At 72.0% G+C, this 22,337-nt stretch carries 21 protein-coding genes; 14 read left to right on the top strand and 7 right to left on the bottom strand.

The window, feature by feature from the left end:
* Positions 1 to 18: 18 nt before the first annotated feature.
* From OGH68_RS21050 to OGH68_RS21060, 3 genes are all read right to left on the bottom strand, one after another.
* On the bottom strand, positions 19 to 1,188 hold the full coding sequence (locus tag OGH68_RS21050) for an RNA polymerase sigma factor (RefSeq protein ID WP_264246238.1): 1,170 nt from the start codon (positions 1,186 to 1,188) through the stop codon (positions 19 to 21).
* A 7-nt stretch (positions 1,189 to 1,195) separates the two neighbouring features.
* On the bottom strand, positions 1,196 to 1,603 hold the full coding sequence (locus OGH68_RS21055; protein WP_264246241.1) for a YciI family protein: 408 nt from the start codon (positions 1,601 to 1,603) through the stop codon (positions 1,196 to 1,198).
* 137 nt (positions 1,604 to 1,740) lie between these two features.
* Positions 1,741 to 2,331 (bottom strand): rhomboid family intramembrane serine protease, encoded by a 591-nt coding sequence (locus tag OGH68_RS21060; protein ID WP_264246243.1) that lies wholly within the window; start codon positions 2,329 to 2,331, stop codon positions 1,741 to 1,743.
* Between the two features lie 92 nt (positions 2,332 to 2,423).
* On the opposite strand from OGH68_RS21060, the gene OGH68_RS21065 reads away from it, so the two are divergent.
* Positions 2,424 to 3,101 (top strand): UbiX family flavin prenyltransferase, encoded by a 678-nt coding sequence (locus tag OGH68_RS21065; protein ID WP_264246245.1) that lies wholly within the window; start codon positions 2,424 to 2,426, stop codon positions 3,099 to 3,101.
* Here the strand turns inward: OGH68_RS21065 and OGH68_RS21070 are convergent.
* Entirely contained in the window at positions 3,098 to 3,232 is a 135-nt protein-coding gene (locus OGH68_RS21070) for a hypothetical protein (protein WP_264250462.1), read from the bottom strand. The two genes, OGH68_RS21065 and OGH68_RS21070, sit on opposite strands and share 4 nt — an antisense overlap.
* A gap of 142 nt (positions 3,233 to 3,374) precedes the next feature.
* On the opposite strand from OGH68_RS21070, the gene OGH68_RS21075 reads away from it, so the two are divergent.
* The 5 genes from OGH68_RS21075 to OGH68_RS21095 all read left to right on the top strand — a co-directional run bounded on the left by OGH68_RS21075 (position 3,375) and on the right by OGH68_RS21095 (position 8,688).
* Positions 3,375 to 3,830, top strand: a complete 456-nt coding sequence (locus OGH68_RS21075) for an Lrp/AsnC family transcriptional regulator (protein ID WP_264246248.1) — start codon at positions 3,375 to 3,377, stop codon at positions 3,828 to 3,830.
* Between the two features lie 50 nt (positions 3,831 to 3,880).
* A complete protein-coding gene (mqnE, locus tag OGH68_RS21080) occupies positions 3,881 to 5,044 on the top strand; it encodes an aminofutalosine synthase MqnE (RefSeq protein WP_264246249.1) in 1,164 nt (387 codons plus the stop codon).
* Between the two features lie 701 nt (positions 5,045 to 5,745).
* Entirely contained in the window at positions 5,746 to 6,042 is a 297-nt protein-coding gene (locus OGH68_RS21085; protein ID WP_264250199.1) for a DUF4229 domain-containing protein, read from the top strand.
* Between the two features lie 286 nt (positions 6,043 to 6,328).
* On the top strand, positions 6,329 to 7,702 hold the full coding sequence (locus OGH68_RS21090; RefSeq protein WP_264246252.1) for a dicarboxylate/amino acid:cation symporter: 1,374 nt from the start codon (positions 6,329 to 6,331) through the stop codon (positions 7,700 to 7,702).
* Between the two features lie 308 nt (positions 7,703 to 8,010).
* Entirely contained in the window at positions 8,011 to 8,688 is a 678-nt protein-coding gene (locus OGH68_RS21095; RefSeq protein ID WP_264246254.1) for a TetR/AcrR family transcriptional regulator, read from the top strand.
* Here the strand turns inward: OGH68_RS21095 and OGH68_RS21100 are convergent.
* Together OGH68_RS21100 and OGH68_RS21105 are read right to left on the bottom strand one after the other, a co-directional pair.
* Positions 8,657 to 9,574, bottom strand: a complete 918-nt coding sequence (locus tag OGH68_RS21100; protein WP_264250200.1) for a MaoC family dehydratase — start codon at positions 9,572 to 9,574, stop codon at positions 8,657 to 8,659. The genes OGH68_RS21095 and OGH68_RS21100 overlap by 32 nt on opposite strands.
* Before the next feature lie 2 nt (positions 9,575 to 9,576).
* Positions 9,577 to 10,887, bottom strand: coding sequence for a 3-oxoacyl-ACP reductase (locus tag OGH68_RS21105; protein ID WP_264246257.1), 1,311 nt, complete (start codon positions 10,885 to 10,887; stop codon positions 9,577 to 9,579).
* A gap of 82 nt (positions 10,888 to 10,969) precedes the next feature.
* Between OGH68_RS21105 and OGH68_RS21110 the strand changes: the two genes are divergently transcribed.
* Positions 10,970 to 12,235 carry an acetyl-CoA C-acetyltransferase gene (locus tag OGH68_RS21110; protein ID WP_264246259.1) on the top strand — a complete coding sequence of 422 codons (1,266 nt, stop codon included), beginning with the start codon at positions 10,970 to 10,972 and terminating at the stop codon, positions 12,233 to 12,235.
* A 96-nt stretch (positions 12,236 to 12,331) separates the two neighbouring features.
* Positions 12,332 to 14,254, top strand: coding sequence for an AMP-dependent synthetase/ligase (locus tag OGH68_RS21115; RefSeq protein ID WP_264246262.1), 1,923 nt, complete (start codon positions 12,332 to 12,334; stop codon positions 14,252 to 14,254).
* A gap of 101 nt (positions 14,255 to 14,355) precedes the next feature.
* Here OGH68_RS21115 and OGH68_RS21120 read toward each other — a convergent pair whose 3' ends face one another.
* A complete protein-coding gene (locus OGH68_RS21120; RefSeq protein WP_003967102.1) occupies positions 14,356 to 14,559 on the bottom strand; it encodes a cold-shock protein in 204 nt (67 codons plus the stop codon).
* 295 nt (positions 14,560 to 14,854) lie between these two features.
* Between OGH68_RS21120 and OGH68_RS21125 the strand changes: the two genes are divergently transcribed.
* From OGH68_RS21125 to OGH68_RS21150, 6 genes are all read left to right on the top strand, one after another.
* Positions 14,855 to 15,748, top strand: coding sequence for a menaquinone biosynthetic enzyme MqnA/MqnD family protein (locus OGH68_RS21125; protein ID WP_264246265.1), 894 nt, complete (start codon positions 14,855 to 14,857; stop codon positions 15,746 to 15,748).
* 45 nt (positions 15,749 to 15,793) lie between these two features.
* Complete coding sequence (locus OGH68_RS21130; protein WP_264246268.1) at positions 15,794 to 17,623, top strand: serine/threonine-protein kinase; 1,830 nt, start codon at positions 15,794 to 15,796, stop codon at positions 17,621 to 17,623.
* Between the two features lie 72 nt (positions 17,624 to 17,695).
* On the top strand, positions 17,696 to 19,513 hold the full coding sequence (locus tag OGH68_RS21135) for a serine/threonine-protein kinase (protein ID WP_264246270.1): 1,818 nt from the start codon (positions 17,696 to 17,698) through the stop codon (positions 19,511 to 19,513).
* A 76-nt stretch (positions 19,514 to 19,589) separates the two neighbouring features.
* The gene (gene mqnC / locus OGH68_RS21140) at positions 19,590 to 20,789 is read left to right on the top strand and encodes a cyclic dehypoxanthinyl futalosine synthase (protein WP_264246272.1); all 1,200 of its coding nucleotides are present in this window, start codon (positions 19,590 to 19,592) and stop codon (positions 20,787 to 20,789) included.
* A gap of 7 nt (positions 20,790 to 20,796) precedes the next feature.
* Positions 20,797 to 21,396 carry an imidazolonepropionase-like domain-containing protein gene (locus OGH68_RS21145; protein WP_264246274.1) on the top strand — a complete coding sequence of 200 codons (600 nt, stop codon included), beginning with the start codon at positions 20,797 to 20,799 and terminating at the stop codon, positions 21,394 to 21,396.
* 239 nt (positions 21,397 to 21,635) lie between these two features.
* A complete protein-coding gene (locus OGH68_RS21150; RefSeq protein ID WP_264246277.1) occupies positions 21,636 to 22,331 on the top strand; it encodes a demethylmenaquinone methyltransferase in 696 nt (231 codons plus the stop codon).
* Positions 22,332 to 22,337 lie beyond the last annotated feature (6 nt).

Here is a 22,337-nt window from a genome sequence, read left to right on the forward strand (position 1 = left end):
GCCGCTCGGGGCGAGCCGTCACCGGCGTGCGTTGAGCCGGGCGGCCTGGCGCGTCAGGTAGTCGCGCTCGGCGAGGTTGGGTGCCTTCCGGGCCGCCTCGGCGTACAGCCGTGCCGCCGTCGCCGAGTCGCCGTCGCGCTCGTGGAGGTACGCCGCCACCGCCGCGTGGCGGGGCAAGGCGTATCCCTTGCCCGAAGCGTTCGCGGAGGAGTCGTCCAGCGCGGCGAGCGCCGCCAGCCCGGCGCGCGGGCCGTCGGCCTCGCCGACGGCCACCGCGCGGTTGAGCCGGACGACCGGGCTGTCGGTCAGGCGCAGGAGCTCGTCATACCACTCGACGATCTGCACCCAGTCGGTCTCCTCCGCGGTGGGCGCGTCGGTGTGGAGTGCCGCGATGGCGGCCTGGGCCTGGAACTCGCCCAGCCCGTCGCGGGCGAGGGCCGCCTGCAGGATCCCGACGCCCTCGGCGATCGACCGGGTGTCCCAGCGGCCGCGGTCCTGCTCGGCGAGCGGCACCAGGCTGCCGTCGGGCGCGGTCCGGGCGGCACGCCGGGCGTGGTGGAGCAGCATGAGGGCGAGCAGCCCCGCCACCTCGGGGTGGTCGATCGCGGCCGCGAGCTGCCGGGTGAGCCGGATGGCCTCGGCGGAGAGGTCGACGTCGCCGGAGTAGCCCTCGTTGAAGACCAGATAGAGGACGCGCAGCACGGTGGCGACGTCGCCCGGCTGGTCGAACCGCACGCCGGAGACGGTGCGCTTGGCGCGGCTGATGCGCTGCGCCATGGTCGCCTCGGGCACCAGATAGGCCTGGGCGATCTGCCGGGTGGTCAGTCCGCCGACGGCCCGCAGTGTGAGCGCGACCGCGGACGACGGGGTCAGCGACGGGTGGGCGCACAGGAAGTAGAGCTGGAGCGTGTCGTCCACCGCGGGCGCGGGGCCGGGCGCCGGCTCCTCGTCGACGCGGTCCTCACGCCGGCGGCGGGCGGTGTCCGCCCGGGTCTGGTCGAGGAACCGGCGCCAGGCCACGGTGACCAGCCAGCCCTTCGGGTCCTTCGGCGGTTCGGCCGGCCAGACGCGGACCGCCTCGACCAGCGCGTCCTGCACGGCGTCCTCGGCCGCCGCGAAGTCGGCTCCGCGGCGGACGAGGATCCCGAGGACGCTCGGTGTGAGGCTTCGGAGCAGGGCCTCGTTCATCGAGAGGTCACTCCGTGACGGTGGGCGGCTCGGCGAGGAACGGGCGCAGCTCGAGCCACTCGTGGATCGGCTTCCCGCCCGCCCCGGGGGCGGCCGACAGCTCCCCGGCCAGCTCGACGGCGCGCTCGTAGCTGTCGACGTCGATGACCATCCAGCCGGCGATGAGGTCCTTGGTCTCCGCGAACGGGCCGTCGGTGACCGGCGGGCGCCCCTCGCCGTCGTACCGGACGAACGTCCCCTCGGGGGCGAGCGCCTGACCGTCGACGAACTCGCCGGTGCCCTCGAGCCGCGCCGCGAAGTCCCGCATGTACTGGATGTGGGCCGAGATCTCCTCCGGCGTCCACTGGTCCATGGGCACGTCGTTGACCGGAGCCGGCGCGCCGCGGTAGTGCTTGAGCAGCAGGTACTTGGCCATTGTGTCTCTCCTCGGTGCTGTGCGGCCCATTCTGGCCGCGTTCACCCCGGGGACGGAGCCGGTCACGGGTTCTCGACATCGCCGCCCGAAGTTTTTTCGCTCGGGTGGATTTTCCCGGCTCGCGTGGCTGCCGGTGGCTAAGGGCGAGCGGGGCGGCGGAAGAGGAACGCCCCGGCGATTCCCGCGAGCAGGCCGAAGAGGTGGCCCTGCCAGCTCACGCCGGTGTCGGACGGGGATACGCCGAGGAGGATCGAGCTGCCCCAGACCGCGCCGACGAGCAGGCCCACGCCCACTTCCAGCAGTCTGCGCTCAACGAAGCCGCGCACCACCAGGAAGCCGAAGAGGCCGAAGACGAGGCCCGAGGCGCCGGCGGTGTTGGCGTAGGAGGGGGAGAACAGCCAGATGCCGACGCCGGACACCACAATGATCATCAGCGACAGTGCGAGGAAGCGGCGGATGCCGCCCAGCGCGGCGAGGAAGCCGAAGATCAGCAGCGGGACGCTGTTGGCCGCGACATGGGCGAAGCCGAAGTGCATGAAGGCCGCGGGGACGACATCGGCCAGTTCGTCGGGGTCGCGGGACACGATGCCGTACGCGTCGAGGGCATGGCCCGTCGCCGTGTCGATCGCCTCGAGCGCCCACAGCAGGGCCACCCACGCCAGCATCAGCACGGCAGCGGCTTTCGCGCGGTCGGAGCCGCGCCACTCGGTGAGATCCGTACGCGCCATCCCTGCCCCCTGCGGTGTGTGCGCCTCCCCCTGGGAACGTCCGGTGCACCTTACTCAGTTCCGCTCCGAGGCGGCCGGATAGGCTCAACGGTGTGGAGCAGCAAGAAGTGAAGAGTCGTCGGCCGTGGGTCGTGGGGGTGTCTGGTGCTTCCGGTACGCCGTACGCGGCAGCCGTGCTGCGCGGTCTGCTGGCCGCGGGGGAGAGCGTGGACCTGGTGGTCAGCCGGGCCTCGCGGCTGACGCTGCTCGACGAGACCGGTATCGCCTTCCGGGACGCGCACTGGCAGGGCGACCTGCGGCAGTGGCTGGCCCGGGGAGCCGACGGGAAGCCGGACGCGTTCGACGTCGATGTGTCGGACGTGCGGCACTGGGCGGCCGGGGACCTCGCCGCCGGTCCGTCGTCGGGGTCGTACCCGGTCGAGGGGATGCTGATCGTGCCGGCGTCTACGGCCTGTGTGGCGGGGGTGGCGCTCGGGCTCTCGAAGGATCTGCTGCAGCGCGCGGCGAGTGTGACGCTCAAGGAGCGGCGCCCCCTGGTGGTCGCCGTGCGGGAGACGCCCCTGAACGGGCAGACGCTGAAGCATCTGGTCACGCTGGACGAGGCGGGCGCAGTGGTGCTGCCCGCCTCTCCGGCGTTCTACGCGGGGGCGACGCACATCCAGGATCTGGTGGACTTCGTCGCGGGACGGGTGCTCGACGCGGCGGGGGTGCCGCATCGGCTGTACCGCCGTTGGGAGGGGGAGCTGGGTGGTGGCTCCTCGGGTGATTAGCGCTTCCTGTCCGTGCGCGGCGTGCGGGTCCGGTCGACCTTGTGCGCGGCGGAGGGCTGGTGGGCACGCGAGCGGTTGGCCAGCTCCTGCAGCTGTCGCATGTGGGCGTAGGCCATCTCGATCGTGTACACGGTGAGTGTCAACTCCTGTATGGATCGTGATCCTGTGGGACCAACTGTGATCGTTTGAATGATTCGCAGGGTGTCGCCTCTGCGTGCCTTAGATTCTACACGTAAACTTGCGGTATCGCTGAATAATGGAAGGCTCAGGCATATGGACGCCGTGGACAGGCAGCTCATCCAGGCCCTTCGCGAGAACGGCAGGGCTTCGTACGCCGAGCTCGGCCGGCTCGTGGGGCTCTCCGGCCCCTCCGTCACCGACCGCATCAACCGCCTCGAGGCGGCGGGCGTCATCACCGGATACCGCGCGACCGTCGACGCCGCCTCGCTCGGCCTCGGCGTCACCGCGCTGATCGGCATCTCGCTCTCCGACGCCGCCGACCACGAGGACGTGGCCCGCCGGCTGAAGGACCTCGCCGAGATCGAGGACTGCTGGTTCATCGCGGGTGACGACTCGTACATGCTCAAGGTTCGGGCCGACAACGTGGACGGTCTGGAGAAGACGATCCGCCGCCTCTCGGGGACCCGCGGGGTCTCCCGTACGCGTACCACCATCGTGCTCTCCACCAAGTGGGAGAACCGGGTCGGCGACCTGCCCGAGGAGAGCTAGGGATACCGTTGGTGGAGCTCGAACGTCAGATGTATGGGAGGCGGCCCGAAGTGGACGCAGGACTCAAGCGCGAGCTCGAGGAGAAGGTCCGGGCCGGTGAGCGGCTGACGCGTGAGGACGGCATCGCCCTCTACGAGTCGGACGACCTGGCCTGGCTCGGCGGGCTGGCGCACGAGGTGCGCACCCGCAAGAACGGCGACGTGGTCCACTTCAACGTCAACCGCCACCTCAACATGACCAATGTGTGCACCGCGTCGTGCGCCTACTGCTCGTTCCAGCGCAAGCCGGGCGAGAAGGACGCGTACACCATGCGCATCGAGGAGGCCGTCCGCCTCGCCAAGGCGATGGAGGGCGAGAACCTCACCGAACTGCACATCGTCAACGGGCTCCACCCCAACCTTCCGTGGCGCTACTACCCGCGTTCGCTCTCCGAGCTGAAGAAGGCGCTGCCCGACGTATCGCTGAAGGCCTTCACCGCCACGGAGATCCACCACTTCGAGACGATCTCCGGGATGTCCGCGTCCGACATCCTCGACGAACTGATCGAGGCCGGTCTGGAGTCGCTGACCGGCGGCGGTGCCGAGATCTTCGACTGGGAGGTCCGGCAGCACATCGTCGACCACCGCACCCACTGGGAGGACTGGTCGCGCATCCACCGCCTCGCGCACGAGAAGGGCCTCAAGACCCCGTGCACGATGCTGTACGGGCACATCGAGGAGCCCCGCCACCGGGTCGACCACGTGCTGCGGCTGCGTGAACTGCAGGACGAGACCGGTGGCTTCCAGGTCTTCATCCCGCTGCGCTACCAGCACGACTTCGTGGACATGCAGGACGGCAAGGTCCGCAACAAGCTCCAGGCCCGCACGACCATGGCGACCGGCGCGGAGGCGCTGAAGACCTTCGCGGTCTCGCGTCTCCTCTTCGACAACGTCCCGCACGTCAAGGTCTTCTGGGTGATGCACGGCGTGCAGACCGCCCAGCTGGCCCTCCAGCACGGCGCCGACGACATGGACGGCTCGGTCGTCGAGTACAAGATCACGCACGACGCGGACAACTACGGCACGCCGAACAAGCTGACCCGCGACGATCTGCTCGACCTGATCCGCGACGCCGGCTTCCGTCCGGTGGAGCGCAACACCCGCTACGAGATCATCCGCGAGTACCCGGGCCCGGACGCCGACCGCCGTGAGTCGCCGCAGCCCATGCGCGTCTGAGACGCACGGAGTCGGAGGCCGTAGGCCACGCGGCTTGCCGGTCCCGCCGGATGCCCCTCCTCCTCGCTCGCGACGAGGAGGGGAGGGCCGCGGCCACCGCATTCTGCTCGTTCAACAGCCACCGGCTGATGACTCCACCGGGCTACACGGTGATGGTCCACCGTTCCTGGAGACTGAGCGGGAGTGAGCCCGTTCAGCCGCACGCCCCGAACGGTCTTGGGCGCACTGGTCCCCGGCGTACTCGACCCCGGGGTGGCGACACGCATCGTGTGCGTGGTCCGGGCCCCGGGAGGCCGGTTCCCTTCGCGACCCGGCCGGTTGGATACGGCCAGAGGCGACGGGGAGGTCCCGGAATCATCCATCCGGTGAAGCAGGGGCCCCGCACACTGACGCCGTACCCGGTGTCCCGGATCGCATGGGGAGACCAGCCCGACGTGCCCAGGACGCCACAAGCCCGGGAGCAGACGGTCACACGATCGAGCTACGCCGACCGCTTCTACGCCGCCTGCGGCTACAAGGAGGTCGGCCGGGTGCCCGGCGCGATCCGGGTGGCCGACGGCGACGACCGCGACGACGTCGTCATGCTGCCTGCCCCTCCTCTGGAGCCTCCCGCTGTCCGGGACCCTCCCGGCAGGGCGGCCGCGGGCGGCGTGCTTCACTGGAACCGGCACCCACGTCGTACGCAAGGAAGAAGGCCCGCCGTGTCCGCTGCAAGGACGAGCGCCGCGATCCGGTACACCGCACTGCGTCTGGCGATCTTCGTCGGATGCTTCGTCGTCGTGGCCGGGCTGGTCCAGATCGGGGCCCTGCCCAAGGGGCTCGGCGACTCCAACTTCGTCTGGGTCGTTCTGCTCGCGCTCGTGCTCTCCGCGCCGCTCAGCTTCGTTCTGCTGCGCAAGCAGCGCGACGCGATGTCCGAACAGATCGTCACCAAGGTGGACAGCGCCAAGGCCCGCCTGGACGCCAACCGCACCCAGGAGGACGGCCTCGCCCGATAGGGCACGGGCCGGGGGCCGCAGGGGGTTCCCAAAGAACAGCTTTGAGGTTCTCAAAGTTCAAGTGTTAACGTGTTCGGCATGAAGACAGCAGAGCGCCACCACGACGCCGCGAGCATTCCGCTCGTGGCGCGCCTGCATGTCGACCTGTGCCGCTGTATGTCCGCGGTCTGTTGCCGGTAGCCCTTCGCTCCACCAGGCACCACACTGCGGCACCGCGCCTTCGCGCGCCCGGGCGCCGCACCCCGTCCCCCTGTACTTCCCCACACGCCATCACTGGAGTGCGTCCGTGTCCGCGAACACCGCGTCCACCCCTGCCGGAAATCGGTCCGGCTCCGGTTTCCGCATACCCAAGATCCCCTTCTGGGCCCAGATCGTCGCCGGTCTGGCGCTCGGTGTCCTGCTCGGCTGGCTGGCCCGCAGCCAGGACATCGCCTGGCTGAAGGACACCCTCGACCAGATCGGCTCGATCTTCGTCCAGCTGCTGAAGCTGGCCGTCGCGCCGCTCGTCTTCTTCGCGATCCTGGTGTCCATCACCAACCTGCGGAAGGTCAACAACGCCGCCCGGCTGGCCACTCGCACCCTGCTCTGGTTCATGATCACGTCGCTGCTCGCCGTGGCCATCGGCCTGACCATCGGTCTGCTCACCGACCCGGGCGCGGGCACCGGACTCACCCCCAAGGACGGCCAGAAGCCGGAGAACGCCGGGTCCTGGATCGACTTCCTCACCGGCATCGTCCCGACGGACGTGATCACGCCGTTCACCGAGCTCGAAGTGCTCCAGATCGTCTTCATGGCCGTCGTCGCCGGCGTCGCCGCGCTCAAGCTCGGGGAGCGCGCCAAGCCGATCCTCGCGCTGAGCGAGTCGGTCCTCGAGCTGCTGCAGAAGGCCCTGTGGTGGGTCATCCGCCTCGCGCCCATCGGCACCGTCGGCCTCATCGGCTTCGCCATCGCCGACTACGGCTGGGACCTGATCGGGAAGTACGCCACCTTCACCGCCGACGTCTACATCGGCTGCGCCCTGGTCCTGTTCGGCGTCTACCCGCTGCTGCTGGCGACCGTCGCCAAGGTCAACCCCCTCCAGTTCTTCAAGGGCGCCTGGCCCGCCATCCAGCTGGCGTTCGTCTCCCGCTCCTCGGTCGGCACCATGCCGGTCACCCAGAAGGTCACCGAGCGTCTCGGCGTCCCGAAGGAGTACACGAGCTTCGCGGTGCCGTTCGGCGCGACCACCAAGATGGACGGCTGCGCCGCCATCTACCCGGCGCTCGCGGCGATCTTCATCGCGCAGATCTTCGACGTGCAGCTCGGGATCCAGGACTACCTGCTGATCGCCTTCGTCTCCGTCGTCGGCTCCGCGGCGACGGCCGGTCTGACCGGCGCCACCGTGATGCTGACGCTGACCCTCTCGACGCTGGGCCTCCCGCTGGAGGGCGTCGGTCTGCTGATGGCGATCGACCCGATCCTCGACATGATGCGCACTGCCACGAACGTCGCCGGCCAGGCGCTCGTTCCGGTCATCGTCGCGGCCCGCGAGCAGATCCTCGACCGGGACGCGTACAACTCCGCGACGCCCTCGCCCATCGACGACATCGACTCCGGCGCGGACGCCGACGCCGATGCGGTCGAGGCCGGGCAGAAGGCGGCCGTGCCGGTCCCCGCGTAACGGCTTGTCAGGAACCAGGGCCGTGGGCCTCTCCCGTGAGCGGGAGAGGCCCACGGCCCTTCCGCGTGGCGGGACACGCGCCTCGTGTCCGCCAGCCGGGCGTGGGCCGGCGGCTGCGGCCGCCTCGCCGCGGGACGGGGCACGTATGTCCGGGCCCGCCCGGATTCGGCCGAGACACGCCACACGCGGTTGACCTCCCCGCGCGCGGTGGACCTTAATGCGGGCCATGAACGCCGCCATGACGCTGTCAACTGCCGGAGTCGTAGGCTTACCGCTGAGTAAGGGCACGGGGCGGGAGGAACACTGACATGAGTGCTGTGAAGGGCGTGAGGGCCAAGCGCATGCCGCGCGCCGTGCGCGAGCAGCAGATGATGGACGCCGCCGTGCACACCTTCGGGCAGCGCGGCTACCGGGCCGCGTCGATGGACGAGATCGCGGAGCTCGCGGGTGTCTCCAAGCCCCTGGTGTACCTGTACCTGAACTCCAAGGAGGAGCTGTTCACCGCCTGCATCCGGCGGGAGGCGCAGCGGCTCACCGAGGCCGTGCAGGCGGCGATCCAGCCGGGGCTCACGGCCGACCAGCAGATGTGGGCGGGGCTGGAGGCGTTCTTCCGGCACACCCAGGAGAACCCGGACGGCTGGTCCGTGCTGCACCGCCAGGCCCGCACGCACGGTGAGCCGTTCGCGGCGGAGGTCTCGAAGATGCGGGAGGACATCGCCGCCTTCGTGACCGTACTGATCGGAGCGGCGGCCCGCCAGGGCGTGCCTCCGGCGCCGGGTGCGGCGGGCTCGCACCGGAGCGGCGAGCTGGCCGACCGGGATGTGGAAGGGCTCGCCCAGGCGCTCGTGGGAGCCGCCGAGTCGCTCGCGGGGTGGGCGAACGACGCCGGCGGCATCTCGGCGAAGGAGGCCGCCGGCCTGTTGATGAACTTCGCGTGGACCGGGCTGGGCGGCCTCATGCAGGGGGAGCGCTGGTCCCACCGCTGACGGTCTCCCCGGCCACATGCACCCGGCTGTCGCTGCGCAGTTCGAAGACGGTGCCCCCGGAGGTGGTGCGCGCCGCGTAGGTGACGTCGGCGGGGAGCAGGACGGGCGCCTTGAAGCCGGCCCGCGCCCCGTCCGCCGGTCCACCGGACCGCTCGGCCTCGGCCACACAGCGCGCGAAGGTCCACATGCCGTGGGCGATGGCGCGCGGGAAGCCGAACAGCCGTGCCGTGAGCGGATGCAGATGGATGGGGTTGCGGTCGCCGGAGGCGGCGCCGTAGCGGCGGCCGAGGTCGCCGGGCGCCCGCCACTCGGCGACGGCGGGCGGCGGAGCGGTGCCCGCGGTGCCCGCGGTGCCCGCGGTGCCCGCGGTGCCCGCGGTGCGGCTGTCGTGCGGGCCGTCGTCCGCGGTGCGGTGCCGGGCCAGGTAGGAGCTGCGGGACTGCCAGACGAGTGCGCCGTCGAGCCGGGCCTCCGTGACCATCACCACCTCGGTGCCGCGCCGGTGGGGGACCAGCCCCTCGGCGTGCACGGCGATGTCCGGCCGGTCGCCCCGTAGCAGGACGTGGCCGTGGCGGGCGGCCTCGATACGGGTGTGGACCAGGCCGAGCAGCGGGATCGGGAAGGCGCGGTCCGCCATCAGCCGCATGGCGAGCGGGAATCCGAGGACGTGGGGGTACGGGAGCGGCAGCGCCTCGCCCGCCGGGAAGCCGCAGATGCCGGCGTACGCGTCGAGGCGGTCGGAGTCGATACGCGCCGCGGGCAGCACCAGCCGGGTGCGCGGCAGCGCCGCCCCGGCGTGGACGCGGCGCTTCAGCGGGGAGAGCGCCGCGCCGCGGGCGAGCAGCGGCGCGAGCGGGGGCGAATCTGTGAGCGTGACGGTGTGCATGGTCACGCGCCCAGCAGGCTCTGGCCGCAGACGCGCAGGACCTGGCCGTTGACCGGGCCCGACGACGGGTGGGCCAGGTAGGCGGTGGCCTCGGCGACGTCGACGGGGAGACCGCCCTGGGCGTGGGAGTTCATCCGGCGGCCGGCCTCGCGGATGAACAGGGGCACGGCGGCGGTCATCCTCGTCTCGATGAAGCCGGGGGCGACCGCGTTGACGGTCACGCCGTGCGCGGCGGCGGCGCGCGGTGCGAGCGAGCGGACCAGGCCGATGATTCCGGCCTTGGAGGCCGCGTAGTTGGTCTGGCCGGCATTGCCCGCGACACCGGCGATGGAAGCGGTGGCGACGACCCGGCCGCCGCGGCGGATCGTGCCCGTCTTCAGCAGGGCGTCCGTGGTGTCGAGGACCGCGGCCAGGTTGACGTCGATGACCTGACTCCACCGGTCGGCGGGCATGTTGGCGAGCCTGCGGTCGCGGGTGATGCCCGCGTTGTGGACGAGGACGTCCAGGTGGTTGCCGGGGATCGCGGAGGCGATGCGATAGGCGGCGTCGTCCGCGGTGATGTCGAGGGGGAGTGCGGTCGCCTCCAGCCGGTCGGCGGTGCGCACGAGTTCGGCCTGCGCCCGGGGGATGTCCAGGCAGACGACGTGGGCGCCGTCGCGGGCGAGGACCTCGGCGACGGACGCGCCGATGCCGCGGGCGGCGCCGGTGACGAGCGCCGTGCGCCCGGCGAGCGGGCGGGCGGGATCGGCGGGCGGCTCCGGCTCGGCGTCGGTGAGCTCGACGACCTGACCGCTGACGTACGCGGACTTGGGGGAGAGGAGGAAACGCAGCGTGGACTCGGCGGCAGCGGGTGAAGGGGCGCTCAGCCGGACGAGGTTGACGGTGCGGCCCCGGCCGATCTCCTTGCCGAGGGAGCGGACGAATCCCTCGAGCGCCTGCTGGGCGGCCGCCTGGTGGTGGTCGTCGGCCGAGGGGCGTGCGCCGAGCACGACGACGCGGCCGCTGTCGGCGACGGAGCGTACGACGGGGTGCAGTGCGGCGTGGACCTCCGCCAGGTCGGCGGCGGTGGCGACACCGGTCGCGTCGAGGAGGACGCCGGCCGGGCGGTCCGCCGGGGTGACCGTCTTCGGTCCGAGGTCGGGCAGCGGGCCGTCGAGCCCGGAACGGCCGGCGGTCAGCACGAGCAACGTCCCGTCGAGGGCGGGATGTTCGGGGCTCCAGCGGCGCAACGGGGCCGGCTGCGGGAGACCGAGCCGACGGGTGAGGAAGCGGCCGGGCGCCGTGCCGGTGAAGTTCAGATAGCGGTCGGCCATTGTCTGACTCCCTGCTCGGTCGTAGATTTACTGCTGAGTAAGGTTACTCAAGAGTCAGGAGCTGGTCGAGATGTTGCCGATGATGACCCGGCGCGTAGCGGTGATCGGTGGCAGCCGTATCCCCTTCGCCCGGTCCGACGGCCCCTACGCCACCGCCTCCAACCAGGAGATGCTCGGCGCCGCCCTCGACGGTCTGGTCGAGCGCCACGGCCTGCGGGAGCCGGGCGCGGTCGGAGAGTTCGTGGCAGGCGCCGTCCTCAAGCACAGCCGGGACTTCAACCTCGCCCGCGAGACCGTGCTGGGCTCCGGGCTCGACCCGAGGACCCCCGCGTACGACATCCAGCAGGCCTGCGGCACCGGACTGCAGGCGGTCGTCGCCGTCGCCAACAAGATCGCCCTCGGCGCGATCGAGAGCGGCATCGCGGGCGGCGCCGACACCACCAGCGACGCGCCGCTCGGCGTCAACGACGAACTTCGCCGGATCCTGCTCGAGGCACGGCGCGCGAAGAGCGCCGGCGCCCGGATCAAGGCCCTCTCCCGCGTACGTCCCAGGCACCTCGTCCCCGACATCCCGCAAAACGCCGAGCCGCGCACCGGCCTCTCCATGGGCGAGCACGCCGCGATCACCGCCGCGAAATGGGGCGTCGGCCGCGAAGAGCAGGACCTGCTGGCCGCAACCAGCCACCAGCGGCTAGCCGCGGCGTACGAACGCGGCTTCTTCGACGACCTCGTCGTCCCCTACCGGGGGCTCGAACGCGACCAGAATCTGCGCCCCGGCTCCACGCCGGAGAAGCTCGCCACGCTCAGGACCGTGTACGGCAACGACCGGCCCGGCGCGACGATGACCGCCGGCAACTCGACGCCGCTCACCGACGGCGCGGCGACCGTGCTGCTGGCGAGCGAGGAATGGGCCGAACAGCACGGCCTCCGGCCGCTCGCCCACCTCACCGCCTACGAGACGGGGGCCGTGGACCATGTGAACGGTGACCGGGCCGGCGGCGACGACGGCCTGCTGATGGCGCCCGCGTACGCCGTGCCGCGGATGCTGCGGCGCGCCGGTCTGGGGATCGAGGACTTCGACCTGGTCGAGATCCACGAGGCGTTCGCCTCCCAGGTGCTCGCGACGCTCGCGGCCTGGGAGAAGCAGGGCCTCGCACCGGTCGACCGGGAGCGGCTGAACGTCGCCGGGTCCTCGCTCGCCACCGGGCACCCCTTCGCCGCCACCGGCGCCCGGATCGTCGCCACCCTGGCCAAGCTCCTCGCCGAGCGCGAGGGCCCCGCCCGCGGCCTGATCTCCGTCTGCGCGGCGGGCGGCCTGGGTGTCACCGCGATCCTCGAACGCGCGTGAGCGTCCCCCTACCGCACCCGCCAGACCCTCAACACCCGCAGCACCCGCCAGACCCTCAGCACCCGCCACACCCGGAACCGTCACGAGGAGCCGCACGTGTCAGTCGATCTGGTTGTCCCCGCCGGGGCGCCCGAGCCGGTGGAGCCGCACAAGAAGCAGGTGGACGGCGTGGTCCGGGAGGTGTCCGTGCCGGCGCTGGTCCCGGCCGTCACCGGCGGATCCCTCGCCGACATCCCCTTCCGCAACGCCCGTGAGGCGCCCGACGACGCCGTACTCAGCCGCAAGGGCGCCGACGGGGTCTGGCAGGACGTGAGCGCCGCGCGGTTCGCCGAGGACGTCCTCGCCGTCGCGAAGGGCCTGATCGCCGAGGGGCTGGAACCGGGCGACCGGATCGCGATCATGTCCCGTACGACGTACGAGTGGACGCTCCTCGACTTCGCCGCCTGGGCCGCCGGTCTGATCACCGTCCCCGTCTATCCGACGTCGTCCGCCTTCCAGGCGCGCTGGATCCTCCAGAACTCGGGCGCCGTGGCCTGCGCCGTCGAGAGCGCCGAACAGGCCAGGCTGATCAGCAACGAACGCGGTCAGTTGCCCGGCCTCGACCATCTCTGGGCCTTCGACACCGGCGGTCTCGCCCAGCTCCGGAAGGCCGGTGAGGAGGCCCGCATCCCCGACGCGGTCGTCACGGCCCGCAGGGCCTCGCTCTCGCCGGAAACGATCGCGACCCTGATCTACACCTCCGGCACCACCGGCCGCCCCAAGGGCTGCGTGCTCACCCACGCCAACTTCTTCGCCGAGGTCGACAACGCGATCGAGCTCCTGCACCCCGTCTTCAAGTCGGTCAGCAAGGAACCCGCCTCCACTCTCCTCTTCCTGCCCCTGTCGCACGTCTTCGGGCGCATGGTCGCCATCGGCTGCATACGCGCCCGGGTCCGGCTCGGGCACGCCCCGTCCATCCGGACGGAGGACCTGCTCGCGGACCTGGCGGGCTTCCGGCCGACGTTCCTGCTGGCCATCCCGTACGTGCTGGAAAAGGTCTTCAACACCGGCCGCGCCACCGCGGAGAAGATGGGCAGGGCCGCGTCCTTCGACCGCGCCGCGAAGATCGCGCAGCGGTACGGGCTGGCGGTCGAGGCCGCGCAGCACGGCACCGGACCGGGACCGTCGCTCGGGCTCAGGGCGGCGCGCGCGCTCTACGACCCGCTGGTCTACCGCCGGATCCGCGCGGCGCTCGGCGGCAAGGTGCGGTACGCCATCTGCGGCGGCTCACCGCTCGGCCGCCGGCTCGCCTCCTTCTACGCGGGCGCCGGCATCCAGGTCTTCGAGGGGTACGGCCTCACCGAGACCACCGCGGCCTCCACGGTCACCCCGCCGCTGCGGCCCCGGCTCGGGACGGTCGGCTGGCCGATGCCCGGCACGGCGGTACGCATCGCCGACGACGGCGAGGTGCTGCTGCGCGGCGGCCAGGTCTGCGGCGGCTACTGGGACGCCGAGAGCGGCACGGCGGTCCCGCTGACCGACCGGGAGGGCTGGCTGCCGACCGGTGACCTGGGGGCGCTCGACGGCGACGGCTATCTGACGATCACCGGGCGCAAGAAGGACATCATCATCACCTCCGGCGGCAAGAACGTCGCGCCGGCCCCGCTGGAGGACTGGCTGCGCGCCCACCCGCTGGTCTCCCAGTGCATGGTCGTCGGCGACGACCGTCCGTACATCACCGCCCTGCTCACCCTCGACCAGGACGGGCTCGACCACTGGCGGCGGATGAAGAAGAAGGTGCATCTCCCCCTGGCCGACCTGGTGCAGGACGAGGAACTGCTCGACGCGCTGCAGCGCGCGGTCGACGAGGCGAACCGGCTGGTCTCCCGGGCGGAGTCCATCCGCCGCTTCACGGTGCTGACGGTGGACCTCACCGAGGAGAGCGGCCATCTGACGCCGTCCCTGAAGCTGAAGCGCGCGGCGATCGCCCGTGACTTCGGGTCGGAGATCGAATCGCTCTACGACGGCCGGCGCGGCTAGCGGCGCGGAGCGGCTGCGCAGAAAAGGCAGGAGCCTCACCCCGGACGGGGTGAGGCTCCTTGGGTACTGCTGAGTCGTGCGCGATCGCCGACCCTGGCTGACTAGGCCGGGGTGACGTTCTCCGCCTGCGGGCCCTTGGGGCCCTGGGTGACGTCGAAGTTCACGACCTGGTTCTCCTCGAGGGAGCGGAACCCGGACGCGTTGATCGCGGAGTAGTGGACGAAGACATCCGGGCCGCCGCCGTCCTGGGCGATGAAGCCGAAGCCCTTTTCAGCGTTGAACCACTTGACGGTTCCGGTAGCCATAAGCCCTCCCATGGGCCAAAGGGTTGCCCTGCTCCAGAACCTGCAAGAAGTCTGAAAACTACAAAAGCCTGCGGGTTACATGCTCCGCAGGCTCTGTACTGCAAGGGAAACCAAACTGCAACTTGCGTCGAGCCTAGCACGCAGCGTGTGGGCAGCGGTAGAGGGAAAGATCACGTCACCCGGACGTTTGATTGACCCCCCTGCGAGCTGACGAAGCCCAGCTCGGACGGTCCGCGCCGGAGCGTCGCGGCGACCCGGCGCCAGGGGTGGACGGGCGCAGGTCTAGCCTCACGATGTGGACAGTCTTGGAGAAAGCACAGCAACCGACCTCCGTCGCAGCCGGCCGCGTGTCGGTCACATCCAGTTCCTGAACTGCCTCCCCCTTTACTGGGGACTCGCCAGGACCGGAACTCTCCTCGATCTCGAACTGACGAAGGACACGCCGGAGAAGCTCAGCGAGCGACTGGTGCGCGGGGAACTCGACATCGCGCCCGTCACGCTGGTGGAATTTCTGCGAAATGCCGATGAACTCGTTGCCTTTCCCGACCTTGCCGTCGGCTGCGACGGCCCGGTGATGTCCTGCGTGATCGTGTCGCAGCTGCCGCTGGAACAGCTCGACGGGGCACGGGTCGCACTCGGCTCCACCTCCCGCACGTCCGTGCGGCTGGCCCAGTTGCTGCTCGCCGAGCAGTACAAGGTCGCCCCCGACTACTACACGTGCCCGCCCGACCTCGGGGTGATGATGCAGGAGGCCGACGCCGCCGTCCTGATCGGCGACGCCGCGCTGCGGGCGTCCCTCCACGACGCCCCCCGGCTCGGTCTGCGGGTGCACGACCTCGGCCACATGTGGAAGGAGTGGACGGGGCTCCCGTTCGTCTTCGCCGTCTGGGCGGCACGCAAGGAGTACCTGGCCCGGGAACCGGTCGTGGTGCGCAAGGTGCACGAGGCGTTCCTCGCCTCGCGGGACCTGTCCCTCGAAGAAGTCGGCAAGGTCGCGGAGCAGGCGGCGCGCTGGGAGGCCTTCGACGCGGAACTGCTGGAGCGGTACTTCACGACGCTGGACTTCCGCTTCGGGCCGGACCAGCTGGAGGGCGTGAAGGAGTTCGCCCGCAGGACCGGTCCGACGACCGGCTTCCCGGCGGACGTGACAGTGGAACTTCTCGGCCACAACACCCCTTCGGAGCCATAGTCTGGGCCCTGACCGGTGGGGCGGGCCGAAACGGGGGGATTTCAGGTGCAGGCACTCGAACCGGAGGAGCCGCGCAGAATCGGCGCGTACCAGCTGCTCGGCAGACTCGGGGCGGGCGGGATGGGCCGGGTCTATCTGGGGCGCAGCACCGGCGGGCGCACCGTCGCGGTCAAGGTCGTCCATCCGCACTTCGCGCTCGACGGCGAGTTCCGGGCCAGGTTCCGGCGCGAGGTCGAGGCGGCCCGCCGTGTCGGCGGCGAATGGACCGCCACGGTGCTGGACGCCGACCCGGACGCGCCCCAGCCGTGGGTCGCGACCGGCTACGTCGCCGGGCCGGCCCTGGCCGAGGCGGTCGCCCAGCACGGCCCGCTGCCCGGCCGCTCCGTACGGCTGCTGGGCCGGGGGCTCGCGCAGGCGCTGACGGCGGTGCACACCGTGGGCCTGGTGCACCGGGACGTGAAACCGTCCAACGTGCTGCTGACCCTCGAAGGACCGCGGCTGATCGACTTCGGCATCGTGCGGGCCACCGACGGCACGGCGTCCCTCACCTCCACCGGCGCGTCGGTCGGCTCGCCCGGGTACATGGCGCCGGAGCAGATCCTCGGCAGGCGCGTCACCGGCGCGGCCGACGTCTTCTCCCTCGGCGCGACGCTGGCGTACGCCGCCACCGGAGAGGCGCCCTTCCCCGGCGACTCCTCCGCCGCGCTGCTCTACAAGGTCGTGCACGACGAGCCCGAACTGGGCTCGCTCGACGGCGAGCTGCGGGACCTGGTGGCCGCCTGCCTGGACAAGGACCCGGCCGCGCGGCCCGCTCCCGCCGAGATCGCGGCGAGGCTGCTGCCCGATGCGGAGAGCGGCGACGGATGGCTGCCGACGGCCATGGTCGAGCAGATCAGCCGGGCGGCCGTCGCGCTGCTTCATCTGGAGTCCTCGCCCATGACGGACGCGCCGGCGCCCGGGCTGTCGGGGCCGGTGGCGTTCAGCAGCCCCGCGGTCGGTGTCTTCGGCCCGCCGCTCCCCGAGGCCCCTCCCGCACCGGCCGCCCCTGGGCACCAGCCGTCCGTGCAGAGCCCCGTCGGAGCGGCCGCCCGGGGGCCGTCCGCGTACGGCGGTGACGTCCAGGGCCCGCCCACGCAGCGGCCGCCCGGGCAAGGCGCCACCGGCCAGGGGCCCGTCGGGCCGGCCGCGGCCGCCGGCCGGTGGCCGTCGGACACGCCCGGCGTCCAGCCCGGTCCGTCCGTTCCGTCCGTCAACGGCGTGGCTATCGCGGCCGGCCCTGTCCGGCGTGGCCGGCAGATCAGCTGCGGCCTCGCGCTGGCGGTCGCCTGCGCCGTCGCGGCGGTGACGGTCGGCAGCGCGTTCCTCCTCGAGTGGTGGCCCGGCAAGGGCGACTCGGACAAGGGCGGCTCCGGCACGGCGCAGCCGCCGGCGGGCGGCGACTCGGACGCCGCGCCACCGTCCGGCTCCGCGGACCGGGCCGGCGCGGTGCCGTCGGCGGCCGCAGTGCCGTCCGCCCTCATCGGTACCTGGACCGGTGACGTGGAAGCGCCGACCACGTTTTCGGCGCACGTTCTCACCCTCGAGATCACCGCTGGAGAACAGAACGACATGGTCGCCCGTTCGACCGACCACCTTGTCCTGAGCAATGTCGCCGAGTTCAAGTGCCACGCCCTCGGCAAGCTCGTCTCGGCCACCGACACGGCCGTGCGCGTCCAGGAGAGCGTGGACCCGCAACGTCCGAACCCGCCCGGGCAGTGCCAGACCGCGAGCGTCGTGTGGGTGTTCACCCTCCAGGAGGACGGCACCCTGCGCTACGAGCCCGAAGGTGCCGCACCGGGACGGCAGTCGGGAACGCTCACGAAGAGCGCCGGCTGAGGACGGACGTCTCTCCCGGCGGAGCCCTAGGCTGAGGGCCGACTTGCGCAGAGGCCGAACGGGGAGTTTCAGATGCAGCCGCTGGATCCGGGAGAGCCGCGCCGCATCGGGGCGTACCGCCTGCTGGGCAGGCTCGGGGCGGGCGGGATGGGCCGGGTCTATCTGGGGCGCAGCGCCGGCGGGCGCACCGTCGCGGTCAAGGTCGTCCATCCGCACTTCGCGCTCGACGACGAGTTCCGGGCCAGGTTCCGGCGAGAGGTGGAAGCGGCGCGGCGGGTCGGCGGGGAATGGACCGCCCCCGTGCTGGACGCCGACCCGGACGCGCCCGTGCCGTGGGTCGCGACCGGCTACGTCGCGGGCCCCGCCCTCTCCCGGGTGATCGCCGGGCAGGGGCCGCTGCCCGCGGCATCCGTCCGCGTGCTCGGCTTCGGACTGGCCGGGGCACTCACCGCCGTACACGCGCTGGGGCTGGTGCACAGGGACGTGAAACCGTCGAACGTGCTGCTGACCCTGGAGGGGCCGCGGCTGATCGACTTCGGGATCGCCCGCGCCACGGACGGTACGGCGTCCCTCACCTCCACCGGTGTCTCCGTCGGGTCGCCGGGCTACATGTCTCCCGAGCAGATCCTCGGCAAGGGCGTCACGGGCGCCGCCGACGTCTTCTCGCTCGGCGCGGTCCTCGCGTACGCGGCGACCGGCACCGCTCCCTTCCCCGGCGACTCCTCCGCCGCGCTGCTCTACAAGGTGGTGCACGAGGAACCCGAACTCGCGTCTCTCGAGGGGGAGCTGCGCGAGCTGACCGCCGCATGTCTGGCCAAGGACCCGGCGGCCCGGCCCGCCCCCGGGGAGGTCGCGGACCGGCTGGCGGCCGGGCCGGCGCAGTCGGCCGGATGGCTGCCGGGTCCGGTGGTCGAGCAGATCAGCCGCGCGGCCGTCGAACTGCTGCACCTGGAATCCGCGCCGCCGCAGGCAGAGCCGCCCGTGCCCGGTTCGCCGCCGCCCGTGCCCGCTCCGTCCGGGGCCGATCCGTCCGCGCCCGGGTCCGGGTCCGGTTCCGCGCCCGCGCCCGGATCCGGACCGGTGGCGGCCGAGCCGGGCGCGTCGGGGCCCGTCGCGTTCAGCAGCCCCGCCGTCGGCGTCTTCGGCCCGCCGGTCGGACCGGGTGCGCCGGGGGAGGCCCCGGCCCCCTGGGCGCCGCCGCCCGTCGCACCGGGTGCCGGTCCGCAGCCCGGTCCGCAGCCGTCCGGCCCGTCACAGCCGCCCGGCGGCACGCCCGGCACCCCGCCGCAGACGCCAGGGAGCGGCTTCTCGTTCTCCGGGGGCGGCGGACGGAGGATCAGCTGCACCCTCGCGCTCACCGTCGCCGGCGCTCTCGCCGCCGTCACCGTCGGCGCCGGAGTCCTCCTCGACACCTGGCGCAACGCCGACGCCGACAAGGGCGACCTCGGGGCACAGCCCCCGCCTTCGGCGTCGGCTTCCAAGTCCCCGCCGGCCGCCGGAGGGGCGGAGCAGGTCGACGAGGTGCCCAGGGCGTTCGTCGGCACCTGGAGCGGTCCGGCGACCGAGCAGAGGGGCATACCGCACGGCACGGTCACGGTCACCGTCACCGAAGGGAAGGAGGGCGAGGACGTCGTCCGTACGACCACTTCGATCTCCGTCGCGAAGGTGACCGTCGAGTGCCACGGGGTCGGCAGGCTCGCGTCCGGCAGCACCGCCCGCACGCTGCGGATCGAGGAACGCACGGACCCCGAACGGCCCCCGCAGAGCTTGTGCACCGGAGGCGAGGCGCTGTTGGAGCTCACGCTCGCCGGTGACACCACGCTGCACTACCGGTCCCACGAGGATGCCGCGGGCCGCCCGACCGCGACGCTCACCAAGACGACCGGTTGACGGGCCGGTCGGGGCCGTGGCGTAGCCTGGATCGGTCCGTGGAAATAAGCAGAAAACCGCCGAAGGGTGACGTCCGGTGACCGAGAAGGCCGATCTTCAGACCGTCCTGGACCGTGCCGCCGAAGGCGGTCGGATCACGGCAGAGGAAGCGCTCGAGCTCTACCGCTCCGCTCCGCTGCACGCCCTCGGCGCGGCGGCGGACGCCGTGCGCCGGCGCCGGTACGCGGGCACCGAGCACATCGCGACGTACATCATCGAGCGCAACATCAACTACACCAACGTGTGCGTCACGGCCTGCAAGTTCTGCGCCTTCTACGCGGCTCCGAAGGACACCGCCAAGGGCTGGACCCGCGACCTCGACGACATCCTGCGCCGCTGCGCGGAGACCGTCGAGCTCGGCGGCACACAGATCATGTTCCAGGGCGGCCACCACCCCGACTACGGGGTCGAGTACTACGAGCAGCACTTCGCGGCCATCAAGAAGGAGTTCCCGCAGCTGGTGATCCACTCGCTCGGCGCATCCGAGGTGGAGCACATGGCCAGGATCTCCGGCGTCTCCGTCGAGGAGGCGATCTCCCGCATCCACGCCGCCGGTCTCGACTCCTTCGCCGGTGCCGGCGCCGAGCTGCTGCCCGAGCGGCCGCGCAAGGCGATCGCCCCGCTCAAGGAGTCGGGCGAGCGGTGGCTGGAGATCATGGAGATCGCGCACAACCTCGGGGTCGAGTCCACCTCCACCATGCTGATGGGCACGGGCGAGACGAACGCCGAGCGCATCGAGCACCTGCGCATGATCCGCGACGTGCAGGACCGCACGGGCGGCTTCCGCGCGTTCATCCCGTACACGTACCAGCCGGAGAACAACCACCTCAAGGGCCGTACGCAGGCCACGCTCTTCGAGTACCTGCGCATGATCGCGATCGCGCGGCTCTTCCTCGACAACGTCGCGCACATCCAGGGGTCCTGGCTCACCACCGGCAAGGAGGTCGGCCAGCTGTCGCTGCACTACGGCGCCGACGATCTCGGCTCCATCATGCTCGAGGAGAACGTCGTCTCCTCGGCGGGCGCCAAGCACCGCTCCAACCGCCTGGAGATCATCGACCTGATCCGCAAGTCGGGCCGCGTCCCCGCACAGCGGACCACGACGTACGAGCACATCGTGGTGCACGACGACCCGGCCGACGACCCGGTCGACGAGCGCGTCGTCTCGCACATCTCGTCCACCGCGATCGAGGGCGGGACGGCCCACCCGGAGCTGAAGCTGCTCCCCGCGAACTGACGCGACCGTGCTGACGCTCCACGTCGCCGAGGCCTCGCCGGAACTCGCCGTTCTGGTCGACGGCGCGCACATCGCCGCCGTCGGCCCGTACGAGGAGCTGGCCGCCGCCCGCCCGCAGGCACGCGTGCGGCGGTGGCCCGGCATCCTCACCCCGGGGCTGCTCAATCCCTACGGGCCCGAACTGCTCGAAGGCGCCTACCACCCGGATCCGCGCGAGGCCGGCGAGTTCGGCACCGAGCCGATCACCGGGGAACGCGCGCAGGCCCTCTTCCGCGCCGACGCGTCGCGGCGCGGCGCGAGCGCGCGCCGCGGGGTCCAGCGGATGCTGGCGCACGGAACGGTCGCCGTCGCGGGCGAGCTGCGCAGCCGGCCCGCCCTGGACGCCGTGCGCCGGGCCGGGCTCGCCGTCGGCGGCCGCCCGCCGAACCTGCCGGGCCCACCGTCCTTCTCGCCGGTGCCGCTCGTCCTGCTCCCGCCGCCGGCTCCGGGCGGCCCGGCCCGGTTCGCCGTGTTCGACGTGGCCGACCGGGCGGAACTCGTCCGGCGCGGGGCCTCGACCTGCGTGGCCACCGTCATCGGCGGCCGCCTGGTCCACCGCCGCCGGTAGCCGGACCGGTTCGTCGGTGCGGGTGTGCCGCCGCCGGGCCCGCCCGTCCGCGGCGGTGATGGTCTCCGCTGCGCGCCCTCGACCGTTCGCTGCGCGCCCTCGACCGTTCGTTGTGCGCCCGCGCCAGGAAAAGGCCGCACCCGGAATTCGCGGGGCGGTCCCCTGCCTGGCGAGGTTCCCTCCGGCGCGCGGGGCACCCTGCTCCGTTGCCGGGCCGGGCCGGGTTGCACAATGGGCCTGTGACGCGAGCCTCCCTGGACAAGCAGCCGCACGAAGTCGCCTCGATGTTCGACGACGTGGCGGCGAACTACGACCTCACCAACGACGTGCTGTCGCTCGGGCAGGACCGCCGCTGGCGCAAGGAGGTCGCGCAGGCAGTCGACGCCCGCCCCGCCGAGAAGGTCCTCGACCTCGCCGCGGGCACCGGTACCTCGTCGCTGCCGTTCACCGCCACCGGCGCATACGTCGTGCCCTGCGACTTCTCCCTCGGGATGCTGCGCGAGGGCAAGAAGCGCAACCCCTGGCTGCCGCTCACCGCGGGCGACGCGACGAAGCTGCCGTTCGCCGACGACGTCTTCGACGCCGTGACGATCTCCTTCGGCCTGCGCAACGTCCAGGACACGGACGCGGCGCTGCGCGAGCTGCACCGGGTCACCAAGCCCGGCGGGCGCGTGGTGATCTGCGAGTTCTCGCATCCGACATGGGCGCCGTTCCGGACGGTCTACGAGGAGTACCTGATGCGGGCGCTGCCGCCGGTGGCCCGTGCGGTCTCCTCCAACCCCGACGCGTACGTCTACCTCGCCGAGTCGATCCAGAGCTGGCCCGACCAGCCCGCCCTGGCGCGCCGCCTCCAGCAGGCCGGCTGGTCCAAGGTCGCGTGGCGCAATCTGACCGGCGGCATCGTGGCGCTGCACCGCGGCACCAAGCCCCGGTAGGCAACG

Origin of the sequence: Streptomyces peucetius (assembly GCF_025854275.1) — a bacterium.
Classification (GTDB): domain Bacteria; phylum Actinomycetota; class Actinomycetes; order Streptomycetales; family Streptomycetaceae; genus Streptomyces; species Streptomyces peucetius_A.

Bases quoted from the DNA above. Each gene is read 5' to 3' on its own strand.
- OGH68_RS21110 (WP_264246259.1), top strand. From the start codon at position 10,970: ATGACCCGGCGCGTAGCGGTGATCGGTGGCAGCCGTATCCCCTTCGCC.
- OGH68_RS21100 (WP_264250200.1), bottom strand. From the start codon at position 9,574: ATGCACACCGTCACGCTCACAGATTCGCCCCCGCTCGCGCCGCTGCTC.
- OGH68_RS21105 (WP_264246257.1), bottom strand. From the start codon at position 10,887: ATGGCCGACCGCTATCTGAACTTCACCGGCACGGCGCCCGGCCGCTTC.
- OGH68_RS21060 (WP_264246243.1), bottom strand. From the start codon at position 2,331: ATGGCGCGTACGGATCTCACCGAGTGGCGCGGCTCCGACCGCGCGAAA.
- OGH68_RS21055 (WP_264246241.1), bottom strand. From the start codon at position 1,603: ATGGCCAAGTACCTGCTGCTCAAGCACTACCGCGGCGCGCCGGCTCCG.
- OGH68_RS21135 (WP_264246270.1), top strand. From the start codon at position 17,696: ATGCAGCCGCTGGATCCGGGAGAGCCGCGCCGCATCGGGGCGTACCGC.
- OGH68_RS21050 (WP_264246238.1), bottom strand. From the start codon at position 1,188: ATGAACGAGGCCCTGCTCCGAAGCCTCACACCGAGCGTCCTCGGGATC.
- OGH68_RS21075 (WP_264246248.1), top strand. From the start codon at position 3,375: ATGGACGCCGTGGACAGGCAGCTCATCCAGGCCCTTCGCGAGAACGGC.
- OGH68_RS21095 (WP_264246254.1), top strand. From the start codon at position 8,011: ATGAGTGCTGTGAAGGGCGTGAGGGCCAAGCGCATGCCGCGCGCCGTG.
- OGH68_RS21120 (WP_003967102.1), bottom strand. From the start codon at position 14,559: ATGGCTACCGGAACCGTCAAGTGGTTCAACGCTGAAAAGGGCTTCGGC.